Origin of the sequence: Pseudomonas wenzhouensis, from assembly GCF_021029445.1 — a bacterium.
In the GTDB taxonomy this organism is placed as follows: Bacteria; Pseudomonadota; Gammaproteobacteria; order Pseudomonadales; family Pseudomonadaceae; genus Aquipseudomonas; species Aquipseudomonas wenzhouensis.
The window spans coordinates 766,182-792,201 of the sequence record NZ_CP072610.1; the positions used below are offsets into that span (position 1 = coordinate 766,182).

Here is a 26,020-nt window from a genome sequence, read left to right on the forward strand (position 1 = left end):
CAAGCGGGAGAGGGGAGTCATTCACTTCCTGGTTTCGGCGATAAACGCCCGCCAACCACCAAAACTGGTGATGTCACGGGCGCCATCCAGCGCATAGGGCTCGCAGATAAAGCCCTTGACCCAGCGGCCATCGGCCAGCTCCAGGTTGCCGATGCCCAGCGGTGGCGGGATCTCGGCGACGAACTCGCCGAAGCGCGCCTGCGGCACGTCCCACAGCTCGACGATGATCTCGGCGCCGTCCTCAGCCACCCGCGCCAGGCCCGGCTTGGGTGGCACGGTGCCGGGCAGTGCGTAGAGGCGGTAATGCGCGGTGCTGGTGGTCTGCTCCACCAGCACGGCATCGCGGCTGGTGAGCTGGAAGTTCAGCGGCATGCCGGTCAGGTGCGCGCCGACTACGGCGACGCGGATGCAGCCCGGCGCTGGTTTATCGCTGGCGGTTTGCGCTGGCAGCGGCTTGCCAGTGGCGCCCAGTGGCAGATTGAGTGCCTGCTGCCAGAGCTGACCGAAGGCGGCCAATGCCTGGTCATGCCAGGCCGGGGCGAGCAGGGTGATGCCGGCCGGTAGACCGTCGGCGCGCAGGCCAGCCGGCACCGCCAGGGCGGCCAGGTCGGCGAGGTTGGTGAAGTTGGTGTAGGTGCCGAACTGGCTGTTGAACAGCACAGGTTCCGCTTCCATCTCGGTCAGGGTGCGGATGGTTGGTGAGGTCGGTACCACCATGGCGTCGAAGCCGGCCAGGGCGTCGTTGATCACGCGGCTCAGTTCGGCGCGAATGTATTCGGCCTTGTAGGCGTCGCAGGCGCTGTACTTGTGGCCGTTCTCGACGATGCCGCGCACCACCGGGTTGATGTGCTCGGGGTTCACGCCTTCTACCGCGACGGTGCGTTCGGCGACCCAGGGGCCGTAGTAGAGCTGCTCGGCCAGTTGCTGGAAGGGAGCGAAATCGATCTCCACCAGCTCGGCGCCCAGTTCGCGCAGTTTGCCCAGTGCGGCCTCATAGACGGCCTGGTTCTGGCTGTCGCCGAAGAACTCGGGGTTGGCCGGCACGGCCAGACGCGGCTGGGCCGGCATGCCGACCTTGGCGCTGTTCGGGTTCTTGCGGCTGTAGGCATCGGCAGCGTCATAGCCACCAGCGATATTGGCCACGGCCAGGGCATCGCTGACAGTCAGGGCGAACACCGAGATGCAGTCGACCGTGCGGCAGGCCGGTACCAGGCCGGTATTGGGCAGCCAGCCCTTGGTCGGCTTGAGCCCGACGATATTGTTGAAACCCGCCGGTACGCGGCCCGAACCGGCGGTGTCGGTACCCAGCGAGAAGGGCACCAGACCGCGCGCGACCACACTGGCCGAGCCGGAGCTGGAACCGCCGCTGACGTAAGCCGGGTTGAAGCTGTTGGGCACCGCGCCGTGAGGTGAGCGGGTGCCGACCAGGCCGGTGGCGAACTGGTCGAGGTTGGTCTTGCCGATAAGGATGGCGCCGGCCGCGCGCAGTCGGGCTACCACTGTGGCATCGGCGTCGGCGGTGTAGGCGAACTCGGGGCAGGCGGCGGTGGTGGGCCAGCCGGCAGCGTCGATATTGTCCTTGATGGCGAAGGGCACGCCGTACAGCGGCAGCTTGCTCAGATCGCCGGCTGCACCTTCCAGCGCGCTGGCCAGGGCGTCGAGTTGAGCGTTTAGCTGCGCTTCGCTGGCCAGGGCGATCCAGGCGCTGTCATCAGTGCGCAGTTCCAGGCGCAGAGCGTGCAGCAGTTCGGCAGGGGACTGGCCGTCGCGGTAGGCCTGTTGCCATCCGGCGAGGGTGAGGGCGGTCGGTGCGTTGGACATGCTTCGAGATTCCATCTTGTATCCAAGTTGGAATCGCTAGAGCAATGAGGGTGCCAGTTCTTATAAAGTCTTTTATTTCATGTGGTTAGGTGATTTTCAGCGCTGCGAGCAGGGCGCTGTCGAGGAGCGGTGCACCGTGCTGGGGCCGCGCTGCAAGCGGATGGTGCAGAGTTTCAGGGCTGCTGGTGCGTTCACCGCAGCGGGCATGTAGGGTGCGCTGTGCGCACCGCCAGCGTTCTGCGATAAAGGCTGGTGCGCATGGCGCACCCTACGGTTTGGCGCGCGCTACGGCTTACGGCACCAAGTAATTCTTCACCCCAGTGAAGATGATCTGCGCGGCCAGGGCGCAGACGAACAGGCCCATCAGGCGGCTGACGATCTGCAACCCCTGGTCGCCGAGCAGGCGTTCGAACTGGTTGGACAGGTACAACACCACGCCTACGGTGAGGCTGGCGAGGAAGATCGCCGCCACGGCCACCAGCTTGTCGTCCCAGTGCGGCTGGCTCGCGCCCATCAGCAACAGGGCGCCGATGGTGCCGGGGCCGACGGTGATGGGGATGGTCAGCGGCACGATGGTTACGTCCTGCTGCACGTTGTCGCTCTGCACCGCCGACTTGCCCTGGGCCATGCCCAGGGCGGAGATGAACAGCACGCTGCCTGCGCCGATACGGAAAGCGTCGATGGTGATGCCGAACAGGGTGAAGATGTGCTTGCCGAACAGGTACAGCAGCACGCTGGCGATCAGCGTGGCCAGCGCCACCTTCCAGGCCAGGCGCTTGCGTTCCTTGAGGGTGTAGCCGCGACTGAGGCCGATAAAGCAGGAGAGGACGAAGAAGGGGCTGTAGAGCACCAGCATCTTCAGGTACAGGCTGAACAACTCGGACGCCATGGCGGCAGGCTCGCAGAAAGGCAGAAAAGGTAAGGAAGACTATCAGTGTGGCAGCGCATCGCGCTGGCGACGCAGTTCGCGTTCGGCGATCCAGTGCTCGATCAGCTCGCGCAGCTGCGACAGCTCCACCGGTTTGGACATATGGCCGTCCATGCCGACGGCACGCGCGCGTTCCTTGTGTTCACTGAGGATATGCGCGGTCAGCGCCACCACGGGGGTGCGCGGGCGCTTCTCGCTCTTTTCCCAGGCGCGCAGTTGTTCGGTGGCGGAGAAACCGTCGAGCACCGGCATTTCGCAATCCATCAGCACCAGGTCATAGGGCTGCGCCTTGATCGCGCTGAGGGCTTCCTCGCCATTGCTGGCGGTGTCCGGCTTGAGGTTGAGCTTGCCGAGCATGCCGCGAATCACCTTGGTCGAGATGCTGTTGTCTTCGGCGACCAGGATGCGGAAGTCGCTCGGCACGTTCAGGGGCATGCTCACCGGCGTCGGTGCGGCCTGTGCCGGCGCGTCGTTGGGGCGCTGCGCCAGTTCGTCGGCCAGGGTGGTCTTGAGCGTGTAGCCGGCCACCGGCTTGGCCAGGATACGCTTGATCCCGGCGTTACGGGCGATCACCTTGCTCGGCGCGTTGCTGATGCCGGTGAGCATGATGAGCAGGATGTCGTGGTTGAGGCTGGGGTCTTCCTTGATCTTCGCCGCCAGTTGCATGCCGGTCATGCCGGGCATGTCCTGGTCGAGCAGCACCGCGTCGAAGTATTCACGCATGTGCGCCTTGGTGCGCAGCAGGGCCAGCGCTTCCTTGCCGGACGCTACGGTGCTGACTTGCATGCCCCAGGCGTTGCATTGCTGCATCAGTACCTTGCGGCAGGTGTCGTTGTCGTCCACCACCAGCAGGCGGGCGCCCTGCAGCGGGCTGTCCAGATCGGGTTCCGGCTGCTGCAGGCGGGCGGCGTCCAGCGGCAGGGTCAGCCACAGGGTCGTGCCCTGATTGCCGCTGCCCTGGATGCCAAACTCGCCGCCCATCAGGCGCACCAGCTGGCGGGCGATGATCAGGCCCAGACGCCCACCCAGCCGGGTGGCGGAGAGGAAGTCGCGACTCTGCAGTTCGACGTTGAGCAGCGCGTCGCGCTCCTCGGCCTGCAACGGTGTGCCGCTGTCCTGCACGGCAATGCGCAGGCGCTGCTGACCATCGCTGCTGTCCAGTGCGGCGACCAGCAGGATCTCGCCCTCGTCGGTCTGCTTGAAGGCGTTGTCCAGCAGGCTCAGCAAGGCCTGGCGCAGGCGCGTGGGGTCACCGCTGATCACCCGTGGCACCTGCGGCTGGATGAAGCTGATCAGCTCCACGCGCTGCTGCTCGGCCTTGGCGCGGAAGATGTCGAGGCAGTCCTCGATTAGCGCACCGAGGTCGAATTGCACGTCATCCAGCTCGATCTGGCCGGATTCCAGCTTGGAAATGTCGAGAATTTCGTTGATCAGGGTGAGCAGCTCGTTGCCCGAGCTGTGGATGGTCTGCACGTAGTCACGCTGTTTGGCCGACAGCGGCGTGCCTAGCAGCAGTTCGGTCATGCCCAGCACACCGTTCATCGGGGTGCGGATTTCGTGGCTGATCTTGGCCAGGAACTCGGCCTTGGCCCGCAGCTCGGCGCTGCTGGCCGCGAGGGCGGTGCTCTCTTGCAGGGTGTCGCTCTGGATCTGCCGTTGCCGTTCGGTCAATGACACGCTGAGGATCAGCCCTGCCAGGGTGGCGACGCTGAACACGCCGAGCACCAGCCAGCCTGGATTGAGCTGATCGAAACCGAGCAAAACAGGGACGAAGAAACCGAAGCCGAGATTGAACACCACCATGCCGATGGTGATCAGGCGCGCCGGCTGATAGCCCGAGCGCCAGTGCAGCGCGCTCACCAGCAGCAGGTTGATCGCGCTCAGGGCCACCAGCAGGTAGACCAGCGAGCTGTACCAGAGCAGACCGGTGGCGGCGATGCACAGGGCGTATACCAGAATCAGCAGGGCATTGCCCTGCAACAGGCGATTGAGCGGGCTGTGCTGTACTGGCGTGCCGTGCATGAAGCTCAGGCCAAAGGCCAGGGCGCTGAAGGCAGCGAACAGGGCAGAGAGGTCGGCGATCAGGGACTGGTTGTAGCCCAGGCTGGGCAGCCACTGGGCGAAGATGCCGAGGTTGGCCGACGAGCATACGGCCAGGCCGATGTTCACCCCGGCCAGCCACAGACCACTGGCGCTGCGGCTGTAGATGAAGCGGATGAGGTTGTACAGGGTCAGCAGCAACAGGGCGCCGAACAGCATGCCGTAGAGGTAGGCGGGTTTTTCCAGGCTGACCAGTTCGGCCTGATCCATCACCTTGAACCAGGTCATCAGCGGGTGGTTGGAGGTCAGACGGACATAGGCGACGCGGGCCTGGCCGTCATTCGGCAGGGGCATCAGGTAGAAGCGCGACGGCAGCGGCCGCGAGTCCAGTGGCATGGCCTCGCCGGTGTGCAGGTTCTGCTCCAGCTGGCCATCTCGTAGCAGGTAGTAATCGAGGTACTGCACCCGTGGCGAGAAGATCCACAGCCAGACGGGCTGCTCTTGCGGCGGCAGTTCAGCACGCAGCCAGACGGCGTGATCACTGGGCGGGAAGGTGAAGGATTGTTTGCTGAGGGGCTTGAACTGCTGGCGCTGAGCGCGAACCTCTTCAAGGTCCAGGCGGGCGCTGGCGTCGACCAGATAGGACCAGGCATGTGCGCTTTGCGAGGCGGCGTTCGCAGTGGCTGTCAGGGCAAGGCCAAGCAACAGCAAACTGGCGAGTAGTCCGATGGCAATCCTGAGCCGGCGCACGGGCAAGTCCTTCTATATGAGTGGCCGGATTATAGCCAAGCATTTGCTCGCGAGAATACGGCGCGGCGCGGCTTTTTGCGCTATCCGCACCGTATTCTCCGAGTGGCGCTGGCCTTAGCCTTCGCCGCGCTCGCGGGCGATGGCGCGGTAGCCGATGTCGTGACGGTGGAACATGCCGTTCCAGCGAATTTTCTCGGCCAGGCGATAGGCTTGCTGCTGGGCTTCGGCGACCGTGCGGCCGATGGCGGTGGCGCAGAGTACGCGACCGCCAGCGGTGACGATCTGGCCGTCCTTCAGCGCGGTGCCAGCGTGGAACACCTTGCCGTCGAGCTTGGCGGCTTCATCCAGGCCTTCGATCACGTCGCCCTTGGCGTAATCGCCGGGGTAGCCGCCAGCGGCCAGCACCACGCCCACGGTCGGACGCGGGTCCCAGGTCGCTTCGACCTTGTCCAGCGCCTTGGCCAGGGCGGCCTCGACCAGCAGCACCAGGGAGCTTTCCAGGCGGCACATGATCGGCTGGGTTTCCGGGTCGCCAAAGCGGCAGTTGAACTCGATGACCTTGGGCTTGCCGGCCTTGTCGATCATCAGGCCGGCATAGAGGAAGCCGGTGTAGACGTTGCCTTCGCTGGCCATGCCGCGCACGGTGGGGTAGATCACCTCGTCCATCACGCGCTTGTGTACTTCGGCGGTGACTACCGGCGCAGGCGAGTACGCGCCCATGCCGCCGGTATTCGGACCGCTGTCGGCGTCGCCGACGCGCTTGTGGTCCTGGCTGGTGGCCATCGGCAGCACGTTCTCGCCGTCGACCATGACGATGAAGCTGGCTTCTTCGCCGTCGAGGAATTCCTCGATCACCACGCGCGAACCGGCTTCACCGAAGGCGTTGCCAGCGAGCATGTCGCGCACCCCGTCTTCGGCCTCTTGCAGAGTCATGGCGACGATCACGCCCTTGCCGGCGGCCAGGCCGTCGGCCTTGATCACGATGGGCGCACCTTTCTCGCGCAGATAGGCCAGCGCCGGCTCGATCTCGGTGAAGTTCTGGTAGTCGGCAGTCGGGATCTTGTGACGCGCCAGGAAATCCTTGGTGAAGGCCTTGGAGCCTTCCAGCTGGGCGGCGGCAGCGGTGGGGCCGAAGATGTCCAGTTTGCGGCTGCGGAACAGATCGACCACGCCTTTGACCAGCGGCGCTTCCGGGCCGACGATGGTCAGTTGCACGTTCTTCTCGGCGAAATCGGCCAGCTCTTCGATGGCCAGCACGTCGATGGCGACGTTCTCACACTTGGCTTCCACCGCAGTGCCGGCGTTGCCCGGGGCGACGAAGACCTTCTCGACGCGTTTGTCCTGCGCCACTTTCCAGGCCAGGGCGTGTTCACGACCGCCGCTGCCGATGATCAGTACGTTCATGGGGTTCTCCTGAGCGTTCCCGGATTTCATCCGGGCTACGTTCTACAAAATTCGAGGTCGCGATGAAGCCGGTAGATGCTAGGCGCCCCAGGTTTCGACAAGCGCAGTTGCCGACTGGCAATGAGCATTGGCGGAACCTGGGGCAACAACGCAGATGCCGGTTTCAGTGCGGCCGATTTTAGTGCCTAAAGTGGCGCATGCCGGTAAACACCATGGCAATGCCAGCCTCGTCGGCCGCCGCGATCACCTCGTTGTCGCGCATCGAGCCACCGGGCTGGATCACTGCGGTGATGCCAGCCTTGGCCGCGTTGTCGATGCCATCGCGGAACGGGAAGAAGGCATCCGAGGCCATGACCGCGCCCGGTACCGGCAGGCCGGCGTGCTCGGCCTTGATCGCGGCGATACGTGCGGAGTTGACGCGGCTCATCTGGCCGGCGCCGACACCGACGGTCTGGCGGTTCTTGGCGTAGACGATGGCGTTGGATTTGACGAACTTGGCCACTTTCCAGGCGAAGATCAGGTCGTGGATTTCCTGCTCGCTCGGCGCGCGCTGGGTGACGATCTTCAGGTCTTCTGCCTTGATCATGCCGATATCGCGGCTCTGCACCAGCAGACCACCATTGACGCGCTTGAAGTCCCAACCCGCAGCGCGCTCGGCCGGCCACTCGCCGCATTCGAGCAGGCGCACGTTGGCCTTGGCAGCCACCACTTCACGAGCGGCGGCGGAGATTTTCGGGGCGATGATCACTTCGACGAACTGACGCTCGACGATGGCCTTGGCGGTTTCACCGTCCAGCTCACGGTTGAAGGCGATGATGCCGCCGAAGGCCGATTCGGTGTCGGTGGCGTAGGCCAGGTCGTAGGCCTTGCGGATGCCGCCTTCGTCTTCCGGTACCACGGCGACGCCGCAGGGGTTGGCGTGCTTGACGATGACGCAGGCCGGCTTGACGAAGCTCTTCACGCACTCCAGTGCGGCGTCGGTGTCGGCCACGTTGTTGAACGACAGCTCCTTGCCTTGCAGTTGCACGGCGGTGGAGACGCTGGCTTCGCCCTTCTTCGCCTCGACGTAGAAGGCCGCGCTCTGGTGCGGGTTCTCGCCGTAGCGCATTTCCTGTGCCTTGACGAACTGGCTGTTGAAGGTGCGCGGGAAGGCGCCGCGACCTTCGGTGGACAGGGCGTCACGTGCCTGGTCGATGGTGCCCAGGTAGTTGGCGATCATGCCGTCGTAAGCTGCGGTGTGTTCGAAGGCCTTGAGCGCCAGGTCGAAGCGCTGGGCGTAGCTCAGGCCGCCGGCTTTCAGCGAGGCGACGATGCCGGCGTAGTCGCCGGTGTTGACCACGATGGCCACGTCTTTGTGGTTCTTCGCTGCCGAACGCACCATGGTCGGGCCGCCGATGTCGATATTCTCGATGGCGTCGGCCAGGTCGCAATCAGGCTTGGCCACGGTGGCTTCGAAGGGATAGAGGTTGACCGCCACCAGATCGATCGGCTTGATGCCGTGCTCGTCCATCACCGCGCCGTCCAGGGCGCGACGGCCGAGGATGCCTCCGTGGATCTTCGGGTGCAGGGTCTTCACGCGGCCATCCATCATCTCCGGGAAGCCGGTGTAGTCGGCGACTTCCACTGCGGCCACGCCGTTGTCCTTGAGCAGCTTGTAGGTGCCGCCGGTGGAGAGGATCTCGACACCGAGGGCGCTCAGTTCGCGAGCGAATTCGAGGACGCCGGTCTTGTCGGAAACGCTGATCAGCGCGCGGCGGACGGGCAGAAGGGTGGTCTGGTCGGTCATTTCACTATCCATCAGAGCGGGGATATCAGCAAAAGAGGCGGCTCATGCGGGCCGCCCTTTTCGGGGGTTCGGGTTACAGCAGGTCGTACTGCTTGAGCTTCTTGCGCAGCGTGCCGCGGTTCAGGCCGAGCAGCTCGGACGCCTTGGTCTGGTTACCTTTCACGTGATTCATGACGGTTTCCAGCAGCGGTGCTTCGACTTCGGTGAGCACCAGGTTGTACACGTCGGTGACGTCCGCGCCCTCGAGGTGGGCGAAGTAGTTGTGCAGCGCCTTCTCCACGGCGCCGCGCAGGGTCTGACCCTCTTCGCTTGGCGTGTTCAGGTGCTGTTTAAGGCTGGTGTTGTCACTCACGGGTGCAATTCCACTCACTAGGGTCTCTGTCATCAACGTCATGCGGCCACCTCGTTTTCATCGTTGTGCCGTTCGCGGAAGAACGCGCGAACGTGGGCGCACTGTGCGTCCGTGCTGTCCAGACGGTTGAACTGGGCGCGAAACTCCCTGGCGCCCGGCAGGGTTGCCAGATACCAGCCGACATGCTTGCGGGCGATGCGTACGCCCATCAATTCGCCGTAGAAGGCGTGCAGTGCGGCCAGGTGTTCCAGCAGAATGCGTTCCACTTCGAGCAGGCTCGGTGCCGGGAGGATTTCGCCGGTACGCAGGTAGTGCTCGATTTCACGGAAGATCCACGGCCGTCCCTGGGCGGCGCGGCCGATCAGCAAGGCGTCGGCGCCGGTGGCGTCGAGTACGGCCTTGGCTTTTTCTGGGGAGTCGATGTCGCCGTTGGCGAACACCGGAATCGATATCGCCTGCTTGATGGCGGCGATGGTGTCGTATTCGGCCTCGCCGGTGTACAGATCGGCGCGGGTGCGGCCGTGTACGGATAGTGCGGAAATACCGGCGTCTTCGGCGATTTTTGCTACGGTAACGCCATTTTTATTGGCACGATCCCAGCCGGTGCGGATCTTCAGGGTTACCGGCACGTCCACTGCGCCAACCACCGCATCGAGGATCTCGCGTACCAGCGGTTCGTCACGCAGCAGGGCGGAACCGGCAGCCTTGTTGCAGACCTTCTTGGCCGGGCAGCCCATGTTGATGTCGATGATCTGCGCGCCCAGCTCGACGTTCTTGCGCGCGGCTTCTGCCATCATCTGTGGGTCGCCGCCGGCGATCTGCACCGAGCGGGGCTCGGGATCACCGGCATGCAGCAGGCGTAGGCTGGACTTGCGGCTGTTCCACAGGCGCACATCGCTGGTGACCATCTCCGACACCACCAGGCCGGCGCCGAGGCGGCGGCACAGCTGGCGGAACGGGCGATCGGTAACGCCGGCCATGGGGGCCAGGATCAACCGATTGGGCAATGTGTAAGGGCCAATACGTGGGGCCGACATGGGGCGTCCCTGCTGGGTTTGGTCGATTGCGATCAACACCTGCCCTCCACTGTGTTCGGCGGGGAAGACGATGGTGGGGCGGGTGCTCGCGAAAGGGTGGGCATGATACCCGCTCTGGATGACCGGATAAAGGTCGTTTTGAACAAATTCTGAACAGCTATGGGCTTATCGCCAGCAGTTAGATAAAGAGCCTGCGACCACGGGTCGCGGCCTCTGCAGGCTACTCGGGAGAGTGGAAGCTGAGGCTGTAATTGACCGCCCGGATGCCGGGGTCGAGGATATCCAGGGAGATGTGGATGGGCGTCTGCGGCGGCATTTCGCGCTGTCCGGCCAGCTCGCCAGCGAGGTACTCGCTGGGCTTGAAGCGGCGGCTGGCGATCAGCTGTCCGCCCAGGTCGGCGAAGCGCATTTCCAGCAGCGGGAAGGGTTGGGCGAAAGACGCGCGGTTGTAGAGAATGGCGTCGACGATCAGCGCGCCGGAGAACTCCGGGTGGCTGCGCACCACCAGGTTACTGCTGCGAATCTGGCCGATGTCGACTTTCGACGGCAGGCTGCAGCCGATGCTGGGGCACAGCTGTTCGAACCAGGGTCGGTAACGATCCTGTCGCGCCAGTTCATCGAAGTTGTAGGTGGCGTATTGCGCCAGCAGGCCGGCTGCCGCCAGCAGGTTGAGCAGGCCCCAGCCGAACACGCGCCCCCAGGCGGTGCCTTGTGGCTGCTGCCAGTCGAGTTGCAGGGGTTCGTCGTCCAGGTCGAACAGGCGCTCTTCGCGCAGGCCCGGCTCGTTGCGCGTGAGCTTGGACTCTTCGCGTTCGCTGTGCGGGGCTTCGTCCGTCTGCGCTTGTTCCAGCGGTTCGTCATCGAGGCTACCCAGGCGCGGTTCGTCGGCTTCCTCTGGGGGCTCGACAACGGGCTGTCTGTGCGTTGTGGTGGGCGGCGCAGGCTCGGCCATTCTACGTTCCGCTGCAGCCGCTTGCGGTTGTGCGTCACTTTCCTGCAGCTCGAAGCGTGCGCGCTCAGGTTTTACCGGCTCGTCACGCAGCAGGGCTTCAGTCCAGGATTCATCGTGGATGTCCTTGGGGGCGTCTACGCCAATGTCCTCGAAGCGTTCGGTTGTGCGCGGCGCCCGTTCCAGGGCAAGAAACTGCTGCGACAGCTGCTGTTCCTGCTCTTCCAGTCTGGCCAGTTCCTCGTCGAGATCGAGGCTGTCGAGGTCCAGGTCGTCATGAATCCACAGCGTATCGTCGACCGCTTTCTTGGCTGCTGGCTTGCTGCCGGTGCCGGCGTGGAACTGTTGCGCCACCGCGCTGGGTGCTTTGACTGTTGCGCTCGTCGTGGCAGGGCCGAACAGCTGTTCGGCGGCGTTGAACACGTGCAGGCAGGCCCCACAGCGCACGACGCCATGGGCAGCAGCCAGCTGCGCCTGGCTGACGCGGAAGCTGGTACGGCAATGGGGGCACTGGGTAACGTGGCTTTCGCTCATGCGCGGGTCCGGAAAATCCAAGCAGCTAGTCTAACGCAACGATTGCGCGCGCATCAGCGCTTGACGCCGCTGATGCGCACCCAGCCGTCCTTGCTGGCGGTCGGATCAAGGTCGAAGGCGCCGGCGTAGGCGGCGCGGACTTCTTCGGCCTGTTCGGCGAGGATGCCCGACAGTGCCAGGCGTCCACCGCCTTTGACCAGCGCAGTGATCTGCGGTGCCAGGGAAACCAGCGGGCCGGCAAGGATATTGGCGACGACCACGTCGGCCGGTTGCTGCGGCATATCCGCCGGCAGATAGACCGGGAAACGAGCGGGGTCGATGCCATTACGCAAGGCGTTGTCGCGGGAGGCTTCCAGGGCCTGTGGGTCGATATCGGTGCCCACGGCCTGCGGTGCGCCTAGCAGCAAGGCGGCGATGGCGAGAATGCCCGAGCCGCAGCCGAAATCGATCACATGGCAATCATCCAGCTTCTGGCCATCGAGCCATTCCAGGCACAGCGCGGTGGTCGGATGGGTACCGGTGCCGAAGGCCAGGCCCGGATCGAGCAGCAGGTTGACCGCATCCGGCTCCGGCGCGGCATGCCAGCTCGGCACGATCCACAGGCGCTGGCCGAAACGCATCGGCTGGAAGTTGTCCATCCAGCTGCGTTCCCAGTCCTGATCTTCGATGTGCTCGATCTGGTGCTCGGGCAGGCTGCCGCCGCACAGCAGGGTCAGGTGGGCGATCAGTGCCGCCTCGTCGGTATCGGCTTCGAACAGCGCCAGCAGGTGGGTGTTCGACCACAGCGGTGTGGTGCCCAGATCCGGCTCGAAGATCGGCTGATCTTCGGCGTCCATGAAGGTTACCGATACGGCACCGACTTCCAGCAGGGCGTCCTCATAGGTTTCTGCCTGCTCAGGCGTGATGGCGAGACGGACTTGTAACCAGGGCATGACAAACCTCATGAACACGGTGGCGGACGGCGCAAATTGGCGCGAAGCTTACTTGAAGCAATGAGGCGGCTGCCACCGCTGGCAGCCCGGAAACGACAAGGGCCGCCAAATGGCAGCCCTTGTCTTGTGCGCTATGCCGAAGCTTAGTGCTTATCCATACCCAGTTTCTTTTCCAGATAATGAATGTTCACGCCACCTTTGACGAAACCCTTGTCGCGCACCAGGTCGCGGTGCAGCGGCACGTTGGTCTTGATGCCGTCGACCACGATCTCGTCCAGGGCATTGCGCATGCGCGCCATGGCTTCGTCACGGTCCTTGCCGAAGGTGATCAGCTTGCCGATCAGCGAGTCGTAGTGCGGCGGTACGCTGTAACCGCTGTACAGGTGCGAGTCGACGCGCACGCCATTGCCGCCCGGGGCATGGAAGTGCTTGACCTTGCCTGGGCTGGGCATGAAGTTGTCCGGGTCTTCGGCGTTGATCCGGCATTCGACCGAGTGGCCGAGGATCTTCACGTCTTCCTGCTTGATCGACAGCTTGTTGCCGGCGGCGATGCTGAGCATCTCCTTGACGATGTCGATGCCGGTGACCATCTCGGTGACCGGGTGCTCGACCTGAACACGGGTGTTCATCTCGATGAAGTAGAAGCGACCGTCTTCGTAAAGGAACTCGAAGGTGCCGGCGCCACGGTAGCCGATCTCGATGCAGGCATCGACGCAGCGCTTGAGCACTTCGGCGCGGGCCTTCTCGTCGATCAGCGGGGCCGGAGCTTCTTCGATCACCTTCTGGTGGCGGCGCTGCAGCGAGCAATCGCGGTCATACAGGTGAATGGCGTTGCCCTGGCCGTCGGACAGCACCTGGACTTCCACGTGACGCGGATTGCCGAGGAACTTTTCCAGGTAGACCATCGGGTTGCCGAACGCGGCACCGGCTTCGGTGCGGGTCAGCTTGGCCGACTTGATCAGGTCTTCTTCCTTGTGCACCACGCGCATGCCGCGACCACCGCCGCCGCCGGCGGCCTTGATGATCACCGGGTAGCCCACTTCACGGGCGATGCGCAGGGCTTCTTCCTCGTCTTCCGGCAGCGGGCCGTCGGAGCCGGGAACCACCGGTACGCCGGACTTGATCATGGCGTCCTTGGCCGACACCTTGTCGCCCATCAGGCGGATCACGTTGGCGGTCGGGCCGATGAAGGCGAAACCGGAGTTCTCCACCTGTTCGGCGAAGTCGGCGTTCTCGGCGAGGAAGCCGTAGCCCGGGTGGATGCCCGTGGCGCCGGTCAGCTCAGCGGCGCTGATGATCGCCGGGATGTTCAGGTAGGACTGCGCGCCAGGTGCCGGACCAATGCAGACGGACTCGTCGGCCAGGCCCAGGTGCATCAGTTCGCGGTCGGCGGTGGAGTGCACGGCCACCGTCTTGATGCCCAGCTCCTTGCAGGCGCGCAGGATACGCAGGGCGATTTCGCCACGGTTGGCGATCAGGACTTTTTCCAGCTTCTGCATTGCAGGCTCCCCGTGCATCAAACGATGGTGAACAGGGGTTGGTCGTACTCAACCGGCTGGCCGTTTTCCACCAGGATGGATTCGATCACACCGCTGGCTTCGGCTTCGATGTGGTTCATCATCTTCATCGCTTCGACGATGCACAGGATGTCGCCTTTCTTCACGGTCTGACCGACTTCGACGAAGTTGGCAGAGGTCGGCGAAGCGGCGCGGTAGAAGGTACCGACCATCGGCGAGCGAGCCACGGTACCGTTCAGCTTCGGTGCGGCAGCCGGAGCAGCTTCAGCGCTCGGAGCGGCAGCAGCGACAGGCGCGGCTGCCGGAGCGGGTGCCGGGGCGTAGACCGGCTGCGCGGCATAGGCCGGCTGCTTGCTGTGACGGCTGATACGTACGGACTCTTCGCCCTCTTTGATCTCCAGCTCGTCGATACCGGACTCTTCCAGCAGCTCGATCAGTTTCTTGACTTTACGGATATCCATGAATGGTCAACTCCCAGAGGTGAGGTAGGACTTGTCTACCAGGCTACGCGTCAGGCGCGCCCGGTCAGTTGTTCGAGTGCCGCTTCCAGGGCCAGTCGGTAACCGCTGGCGCCAAGGCCGCAGATCACCCCCACTGCAACGTCGGAGAAGTAGGAGTGATGGCGGAAAGGTTCACGCTTGTGCACGTTGGACAGGTGCACTTCGATGAATGGGATGCTCACCGCCAGCAACGCGTCACGTAATGCGACGCTGGTATGGGTAAAGGCGGCGGGATTGATCAGGATAAAGTCGACACCTTCACCTTTTGCGGCGTGAATGCGGTCGATCAATTCGTATTCGGCATTGCTCTGCAGATGCAGCAGATGGTGGCCAGCCTCGCGGGCGCGGCGCTCCAGATCCTGATTGATCTCGGCCAGGGTGGTGGCGCCATATTTATCGGGCTCGCGGGTGCCCAGCAGGTTGAGGTTGGGGCCGTGCAGCACCAGTAGGGTGGCCATGGTCGCGTTCCTTGTTGTTCGGGCTGCGCAGGACTATGCCGTAGCTGGCCCGATGTCGGCAATAGTCGACACGATGACCGGCGTTTGCGGCAGAAATATGACTACAGCGCTGGTTTCGGTCGTTGCCGGGCGCGTGCCCGATCACCCTGAGTGTACTCAGCGTTCTGTCTGGCGGCTGCCGGCCTGATCCAGGCGGCCGGCGAAGGTCGCGGCATCGACCTCACCTACGACACGCAGATCGAGCCATTCGTCACCATTGTCGGCGAACAACTGGATGGCCGGCGGGCCGAACAGTTGGTAGCGGTCCAGCAGGGCGCGCTGGGCAGCATTGCTTGCGGTGATGTCGAAGCGGATCAGGCGCCAGCCGGCCAGCTTGCTACCCACCTCGGCATTGCCGAATACCTCACGCTCGATGACCTTGCAGCTGATGCACCAGTCGGCGTACCAGTCCAGCAGCAGCGGCTGGCCGGCAGCTTTGGCCTCGGCCAGGGCCGCGTCCAGCTCGGTTGGGCTGCTCAGGGTTTGCCAGGCACCGCTCTTGGCGCTGCTCTGGCTGGCGCCGGCCTGCAACTGGCCGAGTGGCTTGAGCGGATCGGTCGCGCCCTGCAAGGCGCCGACCCAGGCAGCCAGGGCATAGACCAGCAGGGCCAGCCCGACGATCTGGCTGAGCTTCTGCCGGTTCGTCTTGGGGCCGAATTCCAGGGCACCGAGAAACACCGCCACGCCGCCGGCCAGCAGGCCCCACAGGGCCAGACTGAGGCTGCCCGGCAGCACGCGTTCGAGCAGCCACACCGAAACGGCCAGCAGCAGCACACCGAAGGCATTGCGTACGCTCACCATCCAGGTGCCGGTTTTCGGCAGCAGCGCACCACCGCCCACGGCGAACAGCACCAGCGGCGTACCCATGCCGAGGCCCAGGGCAAGCAGTTTCAGGCCGCCGCCCAGGGCATCGCCACTGGCACTGATATAGAGCAGGGCACCGGCCAGCGGTGCCGAGACGCAGGGACTGACCAGCAGGCTCGATAGCACGCCTAGCAGGGCGGCATTCACATGCGAGCCGCCATGGGTCTTGCCGGCCAGGCGATCCAGTGGCTCGCTGATGAGGCGTGGCAGGCGCAGCTCGAACAGGCCGAACATGGCCAGGGCGAACACCGCGAAGAAGGCGGCAAACGGCACCAGTACCCAGGCCGATTGCAGGCGCGCCTGCAGGTTGAGACCCGCGCCGAACAGGCCCATCAGCGTACCGAGAATGGCGAAACAGGCGGCCATCGGCAGCACATAAGCCAGCGACAGGGTCAGGCTGCGCAGGCCGCCCAACTGGCCGCGCAGTACCACGCCGGAGAGAATTGGCAGCATCGGCAGCACGCAGGGGGTGAAGGTCAGCGCCAGGCCGCCGAGAAAGAACAGCGCCAGCTCTTTCCAGTTCCAGCCGGATGCCATCGATACCCCATCGCTGCTGTTGGCAGCAGGCATGTCACCGATCTCGATGAATTCGGTTTCCGGCGGGTAACACAGGCCCTTGTCGGCGCAACCCTGATAACCGACCTGCAGGCGCAGCGGGCGATTGTCCGGGTTATCCAGCGGCACGCGGATATCCAGCACGCCGTAGTACACCTCGACATCGCCGAAGAATTCGTCGTGCTTGGCCTGACCGGCCGGCAATTCGGCTTTGCCGAGTGTCAGCTGTGCCGGTTCGACGCTGAAGTTGAAGCGGTGGCGGTAGAGGTAGTAGCCCTCGGCGGCGACGAAACGCAGCGTCACGGCCTGTGTATCGCTGCTGACCAGGCTTAGCTTGAAGGCTTCGCGTACCGGCAGGAAATCGCTGCTGTTGTTCAGCGGTGCACCAAGCGGCGACGCAGCCGGACGCTGGTCGAACAGGTTGGCGCTAGCGGGCAGGCTCAGGCAGAGCAGAAGCAGGGGGAGCAGCAGTCGACGCAGTGACATCGGGTCAATATCTCGGCGAAAGGTGGCGGCATGATACCGGAAAGCACTCGCTCGCCGCGCCGTCGTTGCGCCGGAGCGTTGATTGCCGGATATGAGCGCAATCTTGGAAAAGAGCGCTCCTGCCGAGTTCCGTCTCGCGTCGCCCTGCGCTGCCGTGTCGCAGGCTGTTACACGCGAAAGACCTGCACGGCCTTGTGCAGGTCGCCGCCAAGCTGCAGCAGGCGTTCGCTTTCGTTGCGTCCGCTGGCGATCAGGCCGAGGTTGTCATCGCCGAGTTGGTGAATGCGCTCAGCATGTTCGCGAATCTCACCCACTGCGCTGCTCTGCTGGGCAGTGGCCTCGGCGATGCGCCCGGCCATGCTGGCAATGGTGCCGATGGCGCTGACGATCTCGTCCAGCGCGCCGTCGGCGGCCTCGGCCTTTTCTGCCGTGGCTTCGGCATGTCCGACCTGGGCGCGCATGGCCTGTACCGACTGGTGCGCGGCCTGCTGCAGGCGGCCGATCACCTCCTGAATTTCCGCGGTGGCAGTGCCGGTACGCTGTGACAGCGAGCGCACTTCGTCGGCCACCACGGCGAAGCCACGGCCGGCTTCACCGGCACGCGCGGCTTCGATGGCGGCGTTCAGCGCCAGCAGATTGGTCTGCTCGGCGATGCCGCGAATCACTGTCAGCACACCGCCGATGGTCGCCGTCTCATCGGCCAGGCGCTCGATGGCCTGGGCGTTGTCCTGTACCTCGCTGACCAGCGCATGCAGGCCTTGCAGGCTCTGGCCGATGACCTGTTGGCCGTGAGCCAGGGCGCGATCAGCGTCACGGCTGGCATGAGCGGTCTGGCTGGCATCCTCGGCGACCTGGCCGATGGTCGCTTCCAACTCGCCCAGCGCGTCACGGATCAGTGCCGTATCGCCGGCCTGGCGTTCGGCGCCAGCGTGCAGGCCTCCCGTGAGGTCGGCCAGCGTGTGGCTGGAGTCGGCAACCTGCTCGGCGTGATGGCGGATGCTGGCGACCAGCTCCACCAGGTAGCGGCGCAGGTGGTTGAGCGAGTCCTCGATATCACGCAATTCGCGGATGCGCGAATTGATCGTGATCGTCGTGGCGAAGTCGCCGCTGGCCCAGCGCGACAAGGCGGGAACCAGATGGCCCAGCACCTGCGACAGGCGTCGCTGGATACGGTCGATGAGCAGGGCGATGAGCAGGATCAGGCCGATCATCAGGCCCTGGAGCAGGCGCACTTCACCCTGGATGCGGTCATATTCGCTCTGCACCAGCGGCTCCAGCGCCGCCAGTGCCTGCTGCACCTGGCGCACGCGTTCGGTCGTGATCAGGGTCAGTTGCTGGCGTTGTTCGACCAGTTCGCGCGTGCGCTGCAGTTCAGCGGGGTAGCGACGTACCAGGGCATGCAGCTCACGCTTCAGCTCGATGCCACGATCCTGCGCCTGTTGCGTCTGCCCGCCGTCATCCAGCCCGAGCAGTGCGGCGAAACCAGCGCTGGCGGAGCTGGCGTCCTGCTGCACGCCCAGTAGCGGCAGGCTGTCGAGCACTTCCACCTGCTGGCGCAAGGCCTTGAGTTCGCGCTCGACATCGCCGAGCAGTTCACTGCGGCCTTGGCTGATGAAGCGTTCGCGGGCGTGAGCCAGCTTCATCAGGCGCGAGCCCGCGTCCTGCAAAGGTTGGCGATAGTCGTTGGCGGCCGGGCCATTGGCGCTGGCTGCATACTGGTTCAACTGCTCCAGCGCGGCGAGCATCTCGCGCTCGGCCTGCAACAGCAGGCCTTGTGGGTCGCCAGCCAGCTTGCCAGCCGCCAGCAACTGGTTGGCGCTGAAGTCGCGCAGTTGTTCCAGGCTTGGGCGCAGTTCGACGATCAGTTGCGGCGGGAGTTGCGCGAGATCTTGCTCGAAGGCGTCGATGGCCTGGGTTGCGGCGCTGTGCTGCACGGCATTGCCGCTGGTCAGGTAGGCCTGGATGTTATCGATCACTTGGCCCTGGAACTGCTGGGACAGCGTCAGGTAGCGCGCCATCAGTTGCATGGGCTGCTGCAAGGCGCGCTGCGACCACCAGAGCGTGGCTGCCAGCGCGACGCAGGCAGTGACCAGCAGCGCTGTGTTGAGGTTGGTGAGCAGCTTGAGGCGCATGGCGGGCTCGATCGACGACTGGACGATGGTCGCGAGCTTATTGCGGTTTGGTTGCTGTTTTATGACGGCACAAGGGTGAGTGCAATCATATTGCTATCAGTACAGCTCGACCCGATTACGCCCGCCATGCTTGGCCTTGTACAGTGCTTCGTCGGCGCGCTTGGACAGGGCATTGCCATCCAGGCCCGGTTGCAGCATGGCGATGCCGCAACTGAAGGTGCAGGACAGATCCTGCGGCTGCGCCGGGTAGTTGATTTCGGCGAAGCGCTGGCGAATTTCCTCCAGCACTTTGAGTGCCGATTGCGCGTCGGTGTCGGGCAGTACCACGGCGAATTCCTCGCCGCCGTAACGGCCGATATGGTCGGTCTTGCGCAGGCGCTGCTTGAGAAACAGCGCCAGGCTCTTGATCACCCGGTCGCCCATGGGGTGGCCGTAGGTGTCGTTGACCTTCTTGAAGTGATCGATATCGAGCATGGCGAAGGCCAATGGCTGCCCGTCACGGCGAGCGCGGAAGCAGGCATCTTCGAGCAGTTGCAGGGTATGGGTGTGGTTGTACAGGCCGGTGAGGCTGTCACGCACCATGCGCGCCTTGAGGTTGCGGGCGCGGGCTGCGCGGTTGCGCACGGTGGCGATCAGGTGGCGCGGCTTGATCGGTTTGGTGAGGAAGTCATCACCGCCTTCGCTCATGGCATCGAGCTGCTTGTCCAGGTCATCCTCGGCCGACAGATAGATGATCGGCACGCTGACGTAGCGGTCATTGTGGCGGATTACCTTGGCCAGCTCGGCGCCGTTGCACTCGGGCATGTACATGTCGAGGATGATCAGGTCCGGTTGCAGCTCAGCCAGCGCGTCCATCGCCAGGATCGGCTCGGTCAGGGTGTGGGTGAGGATGCCGGCGCTGTTGAGCACGCGTTCGGTGTGGGTCGCCTGGGCTTTGGAGTCGTCGACGATCAGCACCTTGTACGGATCGTATTGGGAGACGTGAGTCAGTACTTCGATACGTTCGAGCAGGCTCGAGGCATCCAGCGAGCCGGTGAAGAACTCCTGCCCGCCGGCGCGTACCGCGGCCAGGCGTGTCGGGGTGTCGTTGTCGCAGTGGCTGAAGAACAGCAGAGGAATCTTCTGCTCCAGGCCTTCCTGCACCGAGCCTGCCAGCTCCAGCCCGGCGCCGGCGAAGTCGACGTCCATGACGATGGCGGCGGGGTGGCGCTCGGTGATGGCGGCGCGGAAAGCACGCTCATCGCTCAGTGCCTGCGCGGCCAGGCCGAAGAACTCCAGTTGCTGGGCCAGGCGCTCGGCGCGTTGGGCATCCTGCAGGGCGAGATAGACCGGTTTGCGCAGCGGTGGCAGGAAGGTTTGCTCGAAGGCGTCGCTATGGCGCAGGCCGGTATGTGAAAGGCGTTGCATGGCCTGATTGAGGCGAGCGATCAGCGTACTGTTGAGACGGCCGCGATTTTCCACGACCTCGTCGAGGCTGGTGCCAATGCTTTGCGCCAGTTGCGCATGCTCGATCTGCTCGAAGCGCTCGGCGTAGCGCAGCAGGCGCAGGTTGGCTTCGGTCAGCTCGGCCATGCCGGCATCGTTCCATTCGCTGCGCTGCAGGCGCTGCCATACTTCCAGCACCTGGCGCGCCTGATGAATCACGCGCTGGGCGAAGTGATGCTTGAGGCGATCGCGACTGGGGGCCGGGTGCTCGGTCATGGGCCGACTTCTATAGGTGGTTAAATCAGTGGTGGCTTTATGCTATCACTTGCTGCGGGCGCTGGCATTGCCGTCGATCAATTGACGGTCGTATTTCTGTCGTATAAGCGACAGAAATGTAGTTTTCCCTTACCAGCGGTAAGTTTGCGCCTGCGCCCTGCGTTTTGCAGTGGGCTTGCCTTATAGTGCGGAACAGGTCGCAACCCGTTGGCCAGGTTGTGGTCGAACACTCGAATTCGCTTAAAAAGGGACACTGTCATGCTGGACTGGAAGAATCGCTCGACGAACTCGCCGGGCAGTACCGATAAGGCCTCAGGTAGCAGCCTGATCGCGCGTGCGCTGGGTGGCCTGATCGGTGTCTATCTGCTGATCGCGCTGGTGGTCGGCTGGTACTGGAGTCAGGAGCCGTCGGCCTTTCAGGTGCAACAGCACGCTCAGAGCGCCGCGCAACAGGCGCAGCGGCAGATGGTGACCGGCTATACCACGGTGGAAACCCTCAAGCAGGTCGCCAGCACGCTGCTCGACAAGCCCGGTGGTTACATTTCCAACGACCTGGCGCCGCCCGGCCTGTGGCTGGACAACATGCCGAGCTGGGAATACGGCGTGCTGGTGCAGGTGCGCGATTTCTCCCGCGCGCTGCGCAAGGACTTCTCCCGTTCGCAGTCGCAGTCCACCGAAGACCCGGACCTGGCCAAGGCCGAGCCGCGTTTTCATTTCGACAACAAGAGCTGGGCGCTGCCAGCGTCCGAGTCCGAATACCGCGAGGGCATCAAGTCGCTGGATCGCTACCTGGCGCGTCTGAGCGATCCGCAGGAGAAAAACGCCCAGTTCTACACCCGTGCCGACAACCTCAACAATTGGCTGGGTGATGCCGGTACGCGCCTGGGCTCGCTGTCGCAGCGTCTGTCTGCCAGCGTTGGCCAGGTGCGTCTGAGCGAAGCCCTGCAGGTCGGCAATGATGCCAAAGAGTCCGGTCTGGTTGGTCAGGGCGGCGTATATGAGACGCCCTGGCTGCAGATCGACAACGTGTTCTACGAAGCGCGTGGCCAGGCCTGGGCGCTGGCGCATCTGCTGCGTGCGGTCGAGGTGGATTTCGCCGATGTGCTGGCGAAGAAGAACGCCACCGTCAGCGTGCGCCAGATCATCCGCGAGCTGGAGGCGGCGCAGGCGACCCTGTGGAGCCCGATGATCCTCAATGGCAGTGGCTACGGCATTCTCGCCAACCATTCGCTGGTGATGGCCAACTACATCTCGCGGGCCAACGCCGGCATGATCGATCTGCGTCAACTGCTGAGCCAGGGTTGATGGCTGCGATTTCAGCGGCGGAGGCAGCGCATCGCGCTGCCTCGGATCAGGAGCGCGTGGCCTGGGTCGATGAGCAGGATCAGCCGCTTGGCGGTGTCTCTCGCGCCGACCTGCGTGAGCAGCGTCTGATCGGGCGTGGCACCTACATCCTGTTGTTCAACTCGGCCGGTCTGCTGTGCGTGCACCGGCGTACCCTGAGCAAGGCGTTGTATCCCGGCTACTGGGATGTGGCAGCCGGCGGCATGGTGCTCGAAGGTGAAGACTATCGGTTGTCTGCCGAGCGTGAGCTGGCCGAGGAACTGGGCATTGTCGATGCCGAGTTGGTCGAGCATGCACACTTTCTCTATGACGCCCCGGAAAGTCGCTTGTGGTGCATGGTGTACTCGGCGGTATCCGACGCACCGCTGGTGTTGCAGCCGGAAGAGGTGCTGGAAGCGCGCTTTATCAGCATCGAGCAGGCGCTGGAGGAAACTCAACGCCTACCTTACTGCCCGGACTCGTTGGCGGCGCTGGAACGCTATATGAGCCGGCCGCTTGCGGCCTTCCGATGACCCTCTCCCATTTATGGGAGACGACTGCAGGAATGCAGGAGTTAGAGCGACGCAGGATGCCCAAGCCGAGGGTGTCCGAAGGGCGGGAGAGGGCGGTTGTATCGAGTTCGTAGGCCGCGCCGCGCGCAGCGAAGCTCCGTCTCAGATGTAAAGGCGGTGCGCGCGGTGCACCCTACGGCGTCGTTGATTCCGAGCGCTCCGTGCACGATGGCGAACAGCGTCGCCAAAGTACTGAACAATGACGCAAATTTGGTCTTAGCAAGCCCGGCCTTTGCCGTTAAACTGCGCGGCCTTTTCAGCGGACGTCTGTCCGCTAGCGCTGCCCCTGCCTGAGTGGGGCTTCGCGGCTGAATCCGTTCAGCCAGTCGCTATCCTGACCCCTACGAGGACAAGCCGGTGGTCAAGAAAGCCTCTTCATTTTCCGCCCTGAGCGGTCTCGTCTATTCCACCGATGGTGGCCGTCATTGCCCGGATTGCAACCAGCCGGTGGATGCCTGTATCTGCAAGCAGACGCATATCCCGGAAGGTGATGGCATTGCCCGTGTACGCCGTGAGACCAAGGGGCGTGGCGGCAAGACCGTCACCACCGTCAGCGGCGTGCCGCTGGCCGAGGAGCCGCTCAAGGAGCTGGCCAGCGCCTTGAAGAAACGCTGCGGCACCGGCGGCGCACTCAAGGACGGGGTGATCGAGATTCAGGGCGACCACGTCGACCTGTTGTTGGCCGAACTGAGCAAGCGCGGTTTTACCGCGAAGAAGTCCGGCGGCTGAGCCCGCTTTTTCTAAACTTTCGGCAGGCTTTGGTGGTCGACCGCCGAGCAACCGTCATCTATCGCCTTTAATTTCTGACGCGACCCACGGTTGCGCACACCCACTTCCAGGGAGACTCAGATGTCCGCACGACGCACCCGCAAAGACGACGGCAGCCAATGGACCGTAGCCGATAGCCGCAGTGTTTACGGTATCCGCCATTGGGGCGCCGGGTACTTTTCGATCAACGACGCCGGGCGTATCGAGGTACGGCCCAATGGGCCGGACAGTCAGCCGATCGATCTTTATCAGCAGGTCGACGAGCTGCGTCAGAGCGGTTTGTCGCTGCCGCTGCTGGTGCGCTTTCCGGACATCCTGCAGGACCGCGTACGGCGCCTGACCGGCGCCTTCGACGCCAGCATCGAACGCCTGGAATACCAGAGTCGCTATACCGCGCTGTACCCGATCAAGGTCAACCAGCAGGAAGCGGTGATCGAGAACATCATCGCCACGCAGAACGTCTCCATCGGCCTCGAAGCCGGCTCCAAGCCCGAGCTGCTGGCCGTACTGGCGCTGGCGCCGAAGGGTGGCACCATCGTCTGCAACGGCTACAAGGATCGCGAGTTCATCCGTCTGGCGCTGATGGGGCAGAAACTCGGCCATAACGTGTTCATTGTCATCGAGAAGGAGTCGGAAGTCGCTCTGGTGATCGAGGAGGCGGCTGAACTCAAGGTCGCGCCGCAGATCGGCCTGCGCGTGCGCCTGTCCTCGCTGGCATCCTCCAAGTGGGCCGACACCGGCGGCGAGAAGTCCAAGTTCGGCCTGTCTGCCGCGCAGCTTCTCTCGGTGGTCGAGCGTTTCCGCGCCGCCGGGCTGGATCAGGGCATCCGCCTGCTGCATTTCCATATGGGCTCGCAGATCGCCAACATCGCCGACTACCGCAAGGGCTTCCGCGAGGCCATCCGCTATTACGGCGAGCTACGCGCCATGGGCCTGCCGGTCGATCACATCGACGTCGGCGGCGGCCTCGGCGTGGACTACGACGGCACCCACTCGCGCAACGCCAGCTCGATCAACTACGACATGCAGGACTACGCCGATGCCGTGGTCGACATGCTCAAGGAGTTCTGCGACCGCCAGGAAATCCCCCATCCGCACATCTTCTCCGAGAGCGGCCGGGCGATGACTGCGCACCACGCCGTGCTGCTGGTGCAGGTCACCGACGTCGAGCGGCACAACGACAAGGTGCCGGAGATCGATGCGAGCATCGAGCAGCCGGAAGTACTGCAGGTACTGATCGAGCTGCTCGACGACAGCGACCCGGAAATGGTCGCTGAAACCTATTGGCGCGCCACCCACTACATCGAGGAAGTGGCCGCGCAGTATTCGGCCGGCAAGCTGAGCCTGGCGCAGAAGGCGCTGGCCGAGCAGTGCTACTTCGCCATCTGCCGTCGCCTGCACAACCAGCTCAAGGCCCGCCAGCGTTCGCACCGTGCGGTGCTCGACGAACTCAACGACAAGCTTGCCGACAAGTACATCTGCAACTTCTCGGTGTTCCAGAGTCTGCCGGACACCTGGGCCATCGGTCAGATCCTGCCGATCCTGCCGCTGTCGCACCTGGACGAGGAGCCGCTGCGCCGCGCGGTGCTGCAGGACCTGACCTGCGACTCCGATGGCAAGATCCGTCAGTACGTCGATGAGCAGTCCATCGAGACCAGCCTGCCAGTGCACGAACTGCGCGAAGGCGAGGATTACGTGCTGGGCATCTTCCTGGTCGGCGCCTATCAGGAAATCCTTGGCGACATGCACAACCTGTTCGGTGATACCGACTCGGTGAACATCTACCAGAGCGCCGATGGCAGCGTGGTGCATGCCGGCATCGAGACCCACGACACCATCGAGGACATGCTGCGCTACGTGCACCTGTCGCCCGAGGAGTTGATGACCCACTACCGCGACAAGGTCGCCAGCGCCAAGATCAGCGCCCGTGAGCGTACCCAGTTCCTCGATGCGCTGCGTCTGGGCCTGACCCGTTCGTCCTACCTGGCGTCGTAAGCCGCCTGCCCGGATGCTCTCCGGGGCTGGCGCAATGTTGGACACCGCTCCCGGATTGCATCCGGGCTACGGTGTTGCTCTGCGGAGGCGCTTAACGGCGTCTCCCAGGGTTCAGCCAATCACGCCATAGCCGCGCGCCATCAGCGCCGCCAGCAGCGGTATCACCAGCAACAGCAGCAGTTCGAGGCGAATGCTCCGGGTCACCAGGCGTACCTGCCGAGCACTCGGCGCGGGCACCTGAGCGGCCTTCACGGCGCCACGCCATTTGAAAAAAACCACCGTAGGCAGGATCGACAGCAGGCCGACCAGGATGAACAGGCCGAGTTTGGCGTGAAACAGGCTGTTGCCCATGTAGTAGGCGGCGCCCTTGCCGAACCACAGCACACGGGCGAAGCCGGTAGCCAATACCAGGCCGGCGCAGATGCCATAGGCCAGGTCGGTGATCATCAGGCTGCGCGCGCGGGCAAGGTCAAGCGGCGCCTTGAACAGGACATGCTCGATGCTGAGCAGGGCGAACAGGGCGAAGATCGACAGGTAGTGCAGGTAAGCGACGAGTGCGGCAGTCATGCGGGTTTCC

At 64.1% G+C, this 26,020-nt stretch carries 19 protein-coding genes and 1 pseudogene; 4 read left to right on the top strand and 16 right to left on the bottom strand.

The window, feature by feature from the left end; all coding sequences use genetic code 11:
- Positions 1-21: 21 nt before the first annotated feature.
- From atzF to J7655_RS03570, 15 genes and pseudogenes are all read right to left on the bottom strand, one after another.
- Positions 22-1,821, bottom strand: a complete 1,800-nt coding sequence (gene atzF / locus J7655_RS03500; protein WP_230926590.1) for an allophanate hydrolase — start codon at positions 1,819-1,821, stop codon at positions 22-24.
- Positions 1,822-2,113: 292 nt separating this feature from the next.
- On the bottom strand, positions 2,114-2,710 hold the full coding sequence (locus J7655_RS03505; protein ID WP_072423203.1) for a MarC family protein: 597 nt from the start codon (positions 2,708-2,710) through the stop codon (positions 2,114-2,116).
- Positions 2,711-2,752: 42 nt separating this feature from the next.
- Positions 2,753-5,539 (bottom strand): hybrid sensor histidine kinase/response regulator, encoded by a 2,787-nt coding sequence (locus J7655_RS03510; RefSeq protein ID WP_230926591.1) that lies wholly within the window; start codon positions 5,537-5,539, stop codon positions 2,753-2,755.
- A 114-nt stretch (positions 5,540-5,653) separates the two neighbouring features.
- Positions 5,654-6,943, bottom strand: a complete 1,290-nt coding sequence (purD, locus tag J7655_RS03515; RefSeq protein ID WP_230926592.1) for a phosphoribosylamine--glycine ligase — start codon at positions 6,941-6,943, stop codon at positions 5,654-5,656.
- Between the two features lie 178 nt (positions 6,944-7,121).
- Positions 7,122-8,729: a bifunctional phosphoribosylaminoimidazolecarboxamide formyltransferase/IMP cyclohydrolase gene (gene purH, locus J7655_RS03520; RefSeq protein WP_230926593.1), complete on the bottom strand. Its 1,608-nt coding sequence runs from the start codon at positions 8,727-8,729 to the stop codon at positions 7,122-7,124.
- A gap of 73 nt (positions 8,730-8,802) precedes the next feature.
- Positions 8,803-9,123 carry a DNA-binding transcriptional regulator Fis gene (gene fis / locus J7655_RS03525; RefSeq protein WP_003242613.1) on the bottom strand — a complete coding sequence of 107 codons (321 nt, stop codon included), beginning with the start codon at positions 9,121-9,123 and terminating at the stop codon, positions 8,803-8,805.
- Positions 9,120-10,118 carry a tRNA dihydrouridine synthase DusB gene (gene dusB, locus J7655_RS03530; protein ID WP_230926594.1) on the bottom strand — a complete coding sequence of 333 codons (999 nt, stop codon included), beginning with the start codon at positions 10,116-10,118 and terminating at the stop codon, positions 9,120-9,122. Before dusB ends, fis begins: the two co-directional genes overlap by 4 nt.
- 220 nt (positions 10,119-10,338) lie before the next feature.
- Entirely contained in the window at positions 10,339-11,601 is a 1,263-nt protein-coding gene (locus J7655_RS03535) for a DUF3426 domain-containing protein (RefSeq protein WP_230926595.1), read from the bottom strand.
- 53 nt (positions 11,602-11,654) lie between these two features.
- On the bottom strand, positions 11,655-12,533 hold the full coding sequence (gene prmA, locus J7655_RS03540; RefSeq protein WP_230926596.1) for a 50S ribosomal protein L11 methyltransferase: 879 nt from the start codon (positions 12,531-12,533) through the stop codon (positions 11,655-11,657).
- A 143-nt stretch (positions 12,534-12,676) separates the two neighbouring features.
- Positions 12,677-14,032 (bottom strand): acetyl-CoA carboxylase biotin carboxylase subunit, encoded by a 1,356-nt coding sequence (gene accC, locus J7655_RS03545; protein WP_230926597.1) that lies wholly within the window; start codon positions 14,030-14,032, stop codon positions 12,677-12,679.
- 17 nt (positions 14,033-14,049) lie between these two features.
- On the bottom strand, positions 14,050-14,511 hold the full coding sequence (gene accB, locus J7655_RS03550) for an acetyl-CoA carboxylase biotin carboxyl carrier protein (protein WP_024306840.1): 462 nt from the start codon (positions 14,509-14,511) through the stop codon (positions 14,050-14,052).
- A 50-nt stretch (positions 14,512-14,561) separates the two neighbouring features.
- Positions 14,562-15,008 carry a type II 3-dehydroquinate dehydratase gene (gene aroQ, locus J7655_RS03555; protein WP_074856144.1) on the bottom strand — a complete coding sequence of 149 codons (447 nt, stop codon included), beginning with the start codon at positions 15,006-15,008 and terminating at the stop codon, positions 14,562-14,564.
- Positions 15,009-15,164: 156 nt separating this feature from the next.
- Entirely contained in the window at positions 15,165-16,952 is a 1,788-nt protein-coding gene (gene dsbD, locus J7655_RS03560) for a protein-disulfide reductase DsbD (RefSeq protein ID WP_230926598.1), read from the bottom strand.
- Between the two features lie 167 nt (positions 16,953-17,119).
- Positions 17,120-17,653, bottom strand: a pseudogene (locus J7655_RS21150) (methyl-accepting chemotaxis protein); the annotation flags it as partial.
- A gap of 1,527 nt (positions 17,654-19,180) precedes the next feature.
- Positions 19,181-20,785, bottom strand: coding sequence for a response regulator (locus tag J7655_RS03570; RefSeq protein ID WP_230926600.1), 1,605 nt, complete (start codon positions 20,783-20,785; stop codon positions 19,181-19,183).
- Between the two features lie 258 nt (positions 20,786-21,043).
- On the opposite strand from J7655_RS03570, the gene J7655_RS03575 reads away from it, so the two are divergent.
- The 4 genes from J7655_RS03575 (at position 21,044) to speA (ending at position 25,443) form a co-directional block, all read left to right on the top strand.
- Positions 21,044-22,090: a DUF2333 family protein gene (locus tag J7655_RS03575; protein ID WP_230926601.1), complete on the top strand. Its 1,047-nt coding sequence runs from the start codon at positions 21,044-21,046 to the stop codon at positions 22,088-22,090.
- Positions 22,090-22,641 (top strand): NUDIX hydrolase, encoded by a 552-nt coding sequence (locus J7655_RS03580; protein WP_230926602.1) that lies wholly within the window; start codon positions 22,090-22,092, stop codon positions 22,639-22,641. The genes J7655_RS03575 and J7655_RS03580 overlap by 1 nt, the downstream gene beginning before the upstream one ends.
- A gap of 396 nt (positions 22,642-23,037) precedes the next feature.
- The gene (locus tag J7655_RS03585) at positions 23,038-23,409 is read left to right on the top strand and encodes a translation initiation factor Sui1 (protein ID WP_230926603.1); all 372 of its coding nucleotides are present in this window, start codon (positions 23,038-23,040) and stop codon (positions 23,407-23,409) included.
- Positions 23,410-23,529: 120 nt separating this feature from the next.
- On the top strand, positions 23,530-25,443 hold the full coding sequence (gene speA, locus J7655_RS03590) for an arginine decarboxylase (protein WP_230926604.1): 1,914 nt from the start codon (positions 23,530-23,532) through the stop codon (positions 25,441-25,443).
- A gap of 111 nt (positions 25,444-25,554) precedes the next feature.
- On the opposite strand, the gene J7655_RS03595 is transcribed toward speA, so the two are convergent.
- A complete protein-coding gene (locus J7655_RS03595) occupies positions 25,555-26,010 on the bottom strand; it encodes a DUF2214 family protein (RefSeq protein WP_230926605.1) in 456 nt (151 codons plus the stop codon).
- Between the last annotated feature and the right edge of the window lie 10 nt (positions 26,011-26,020).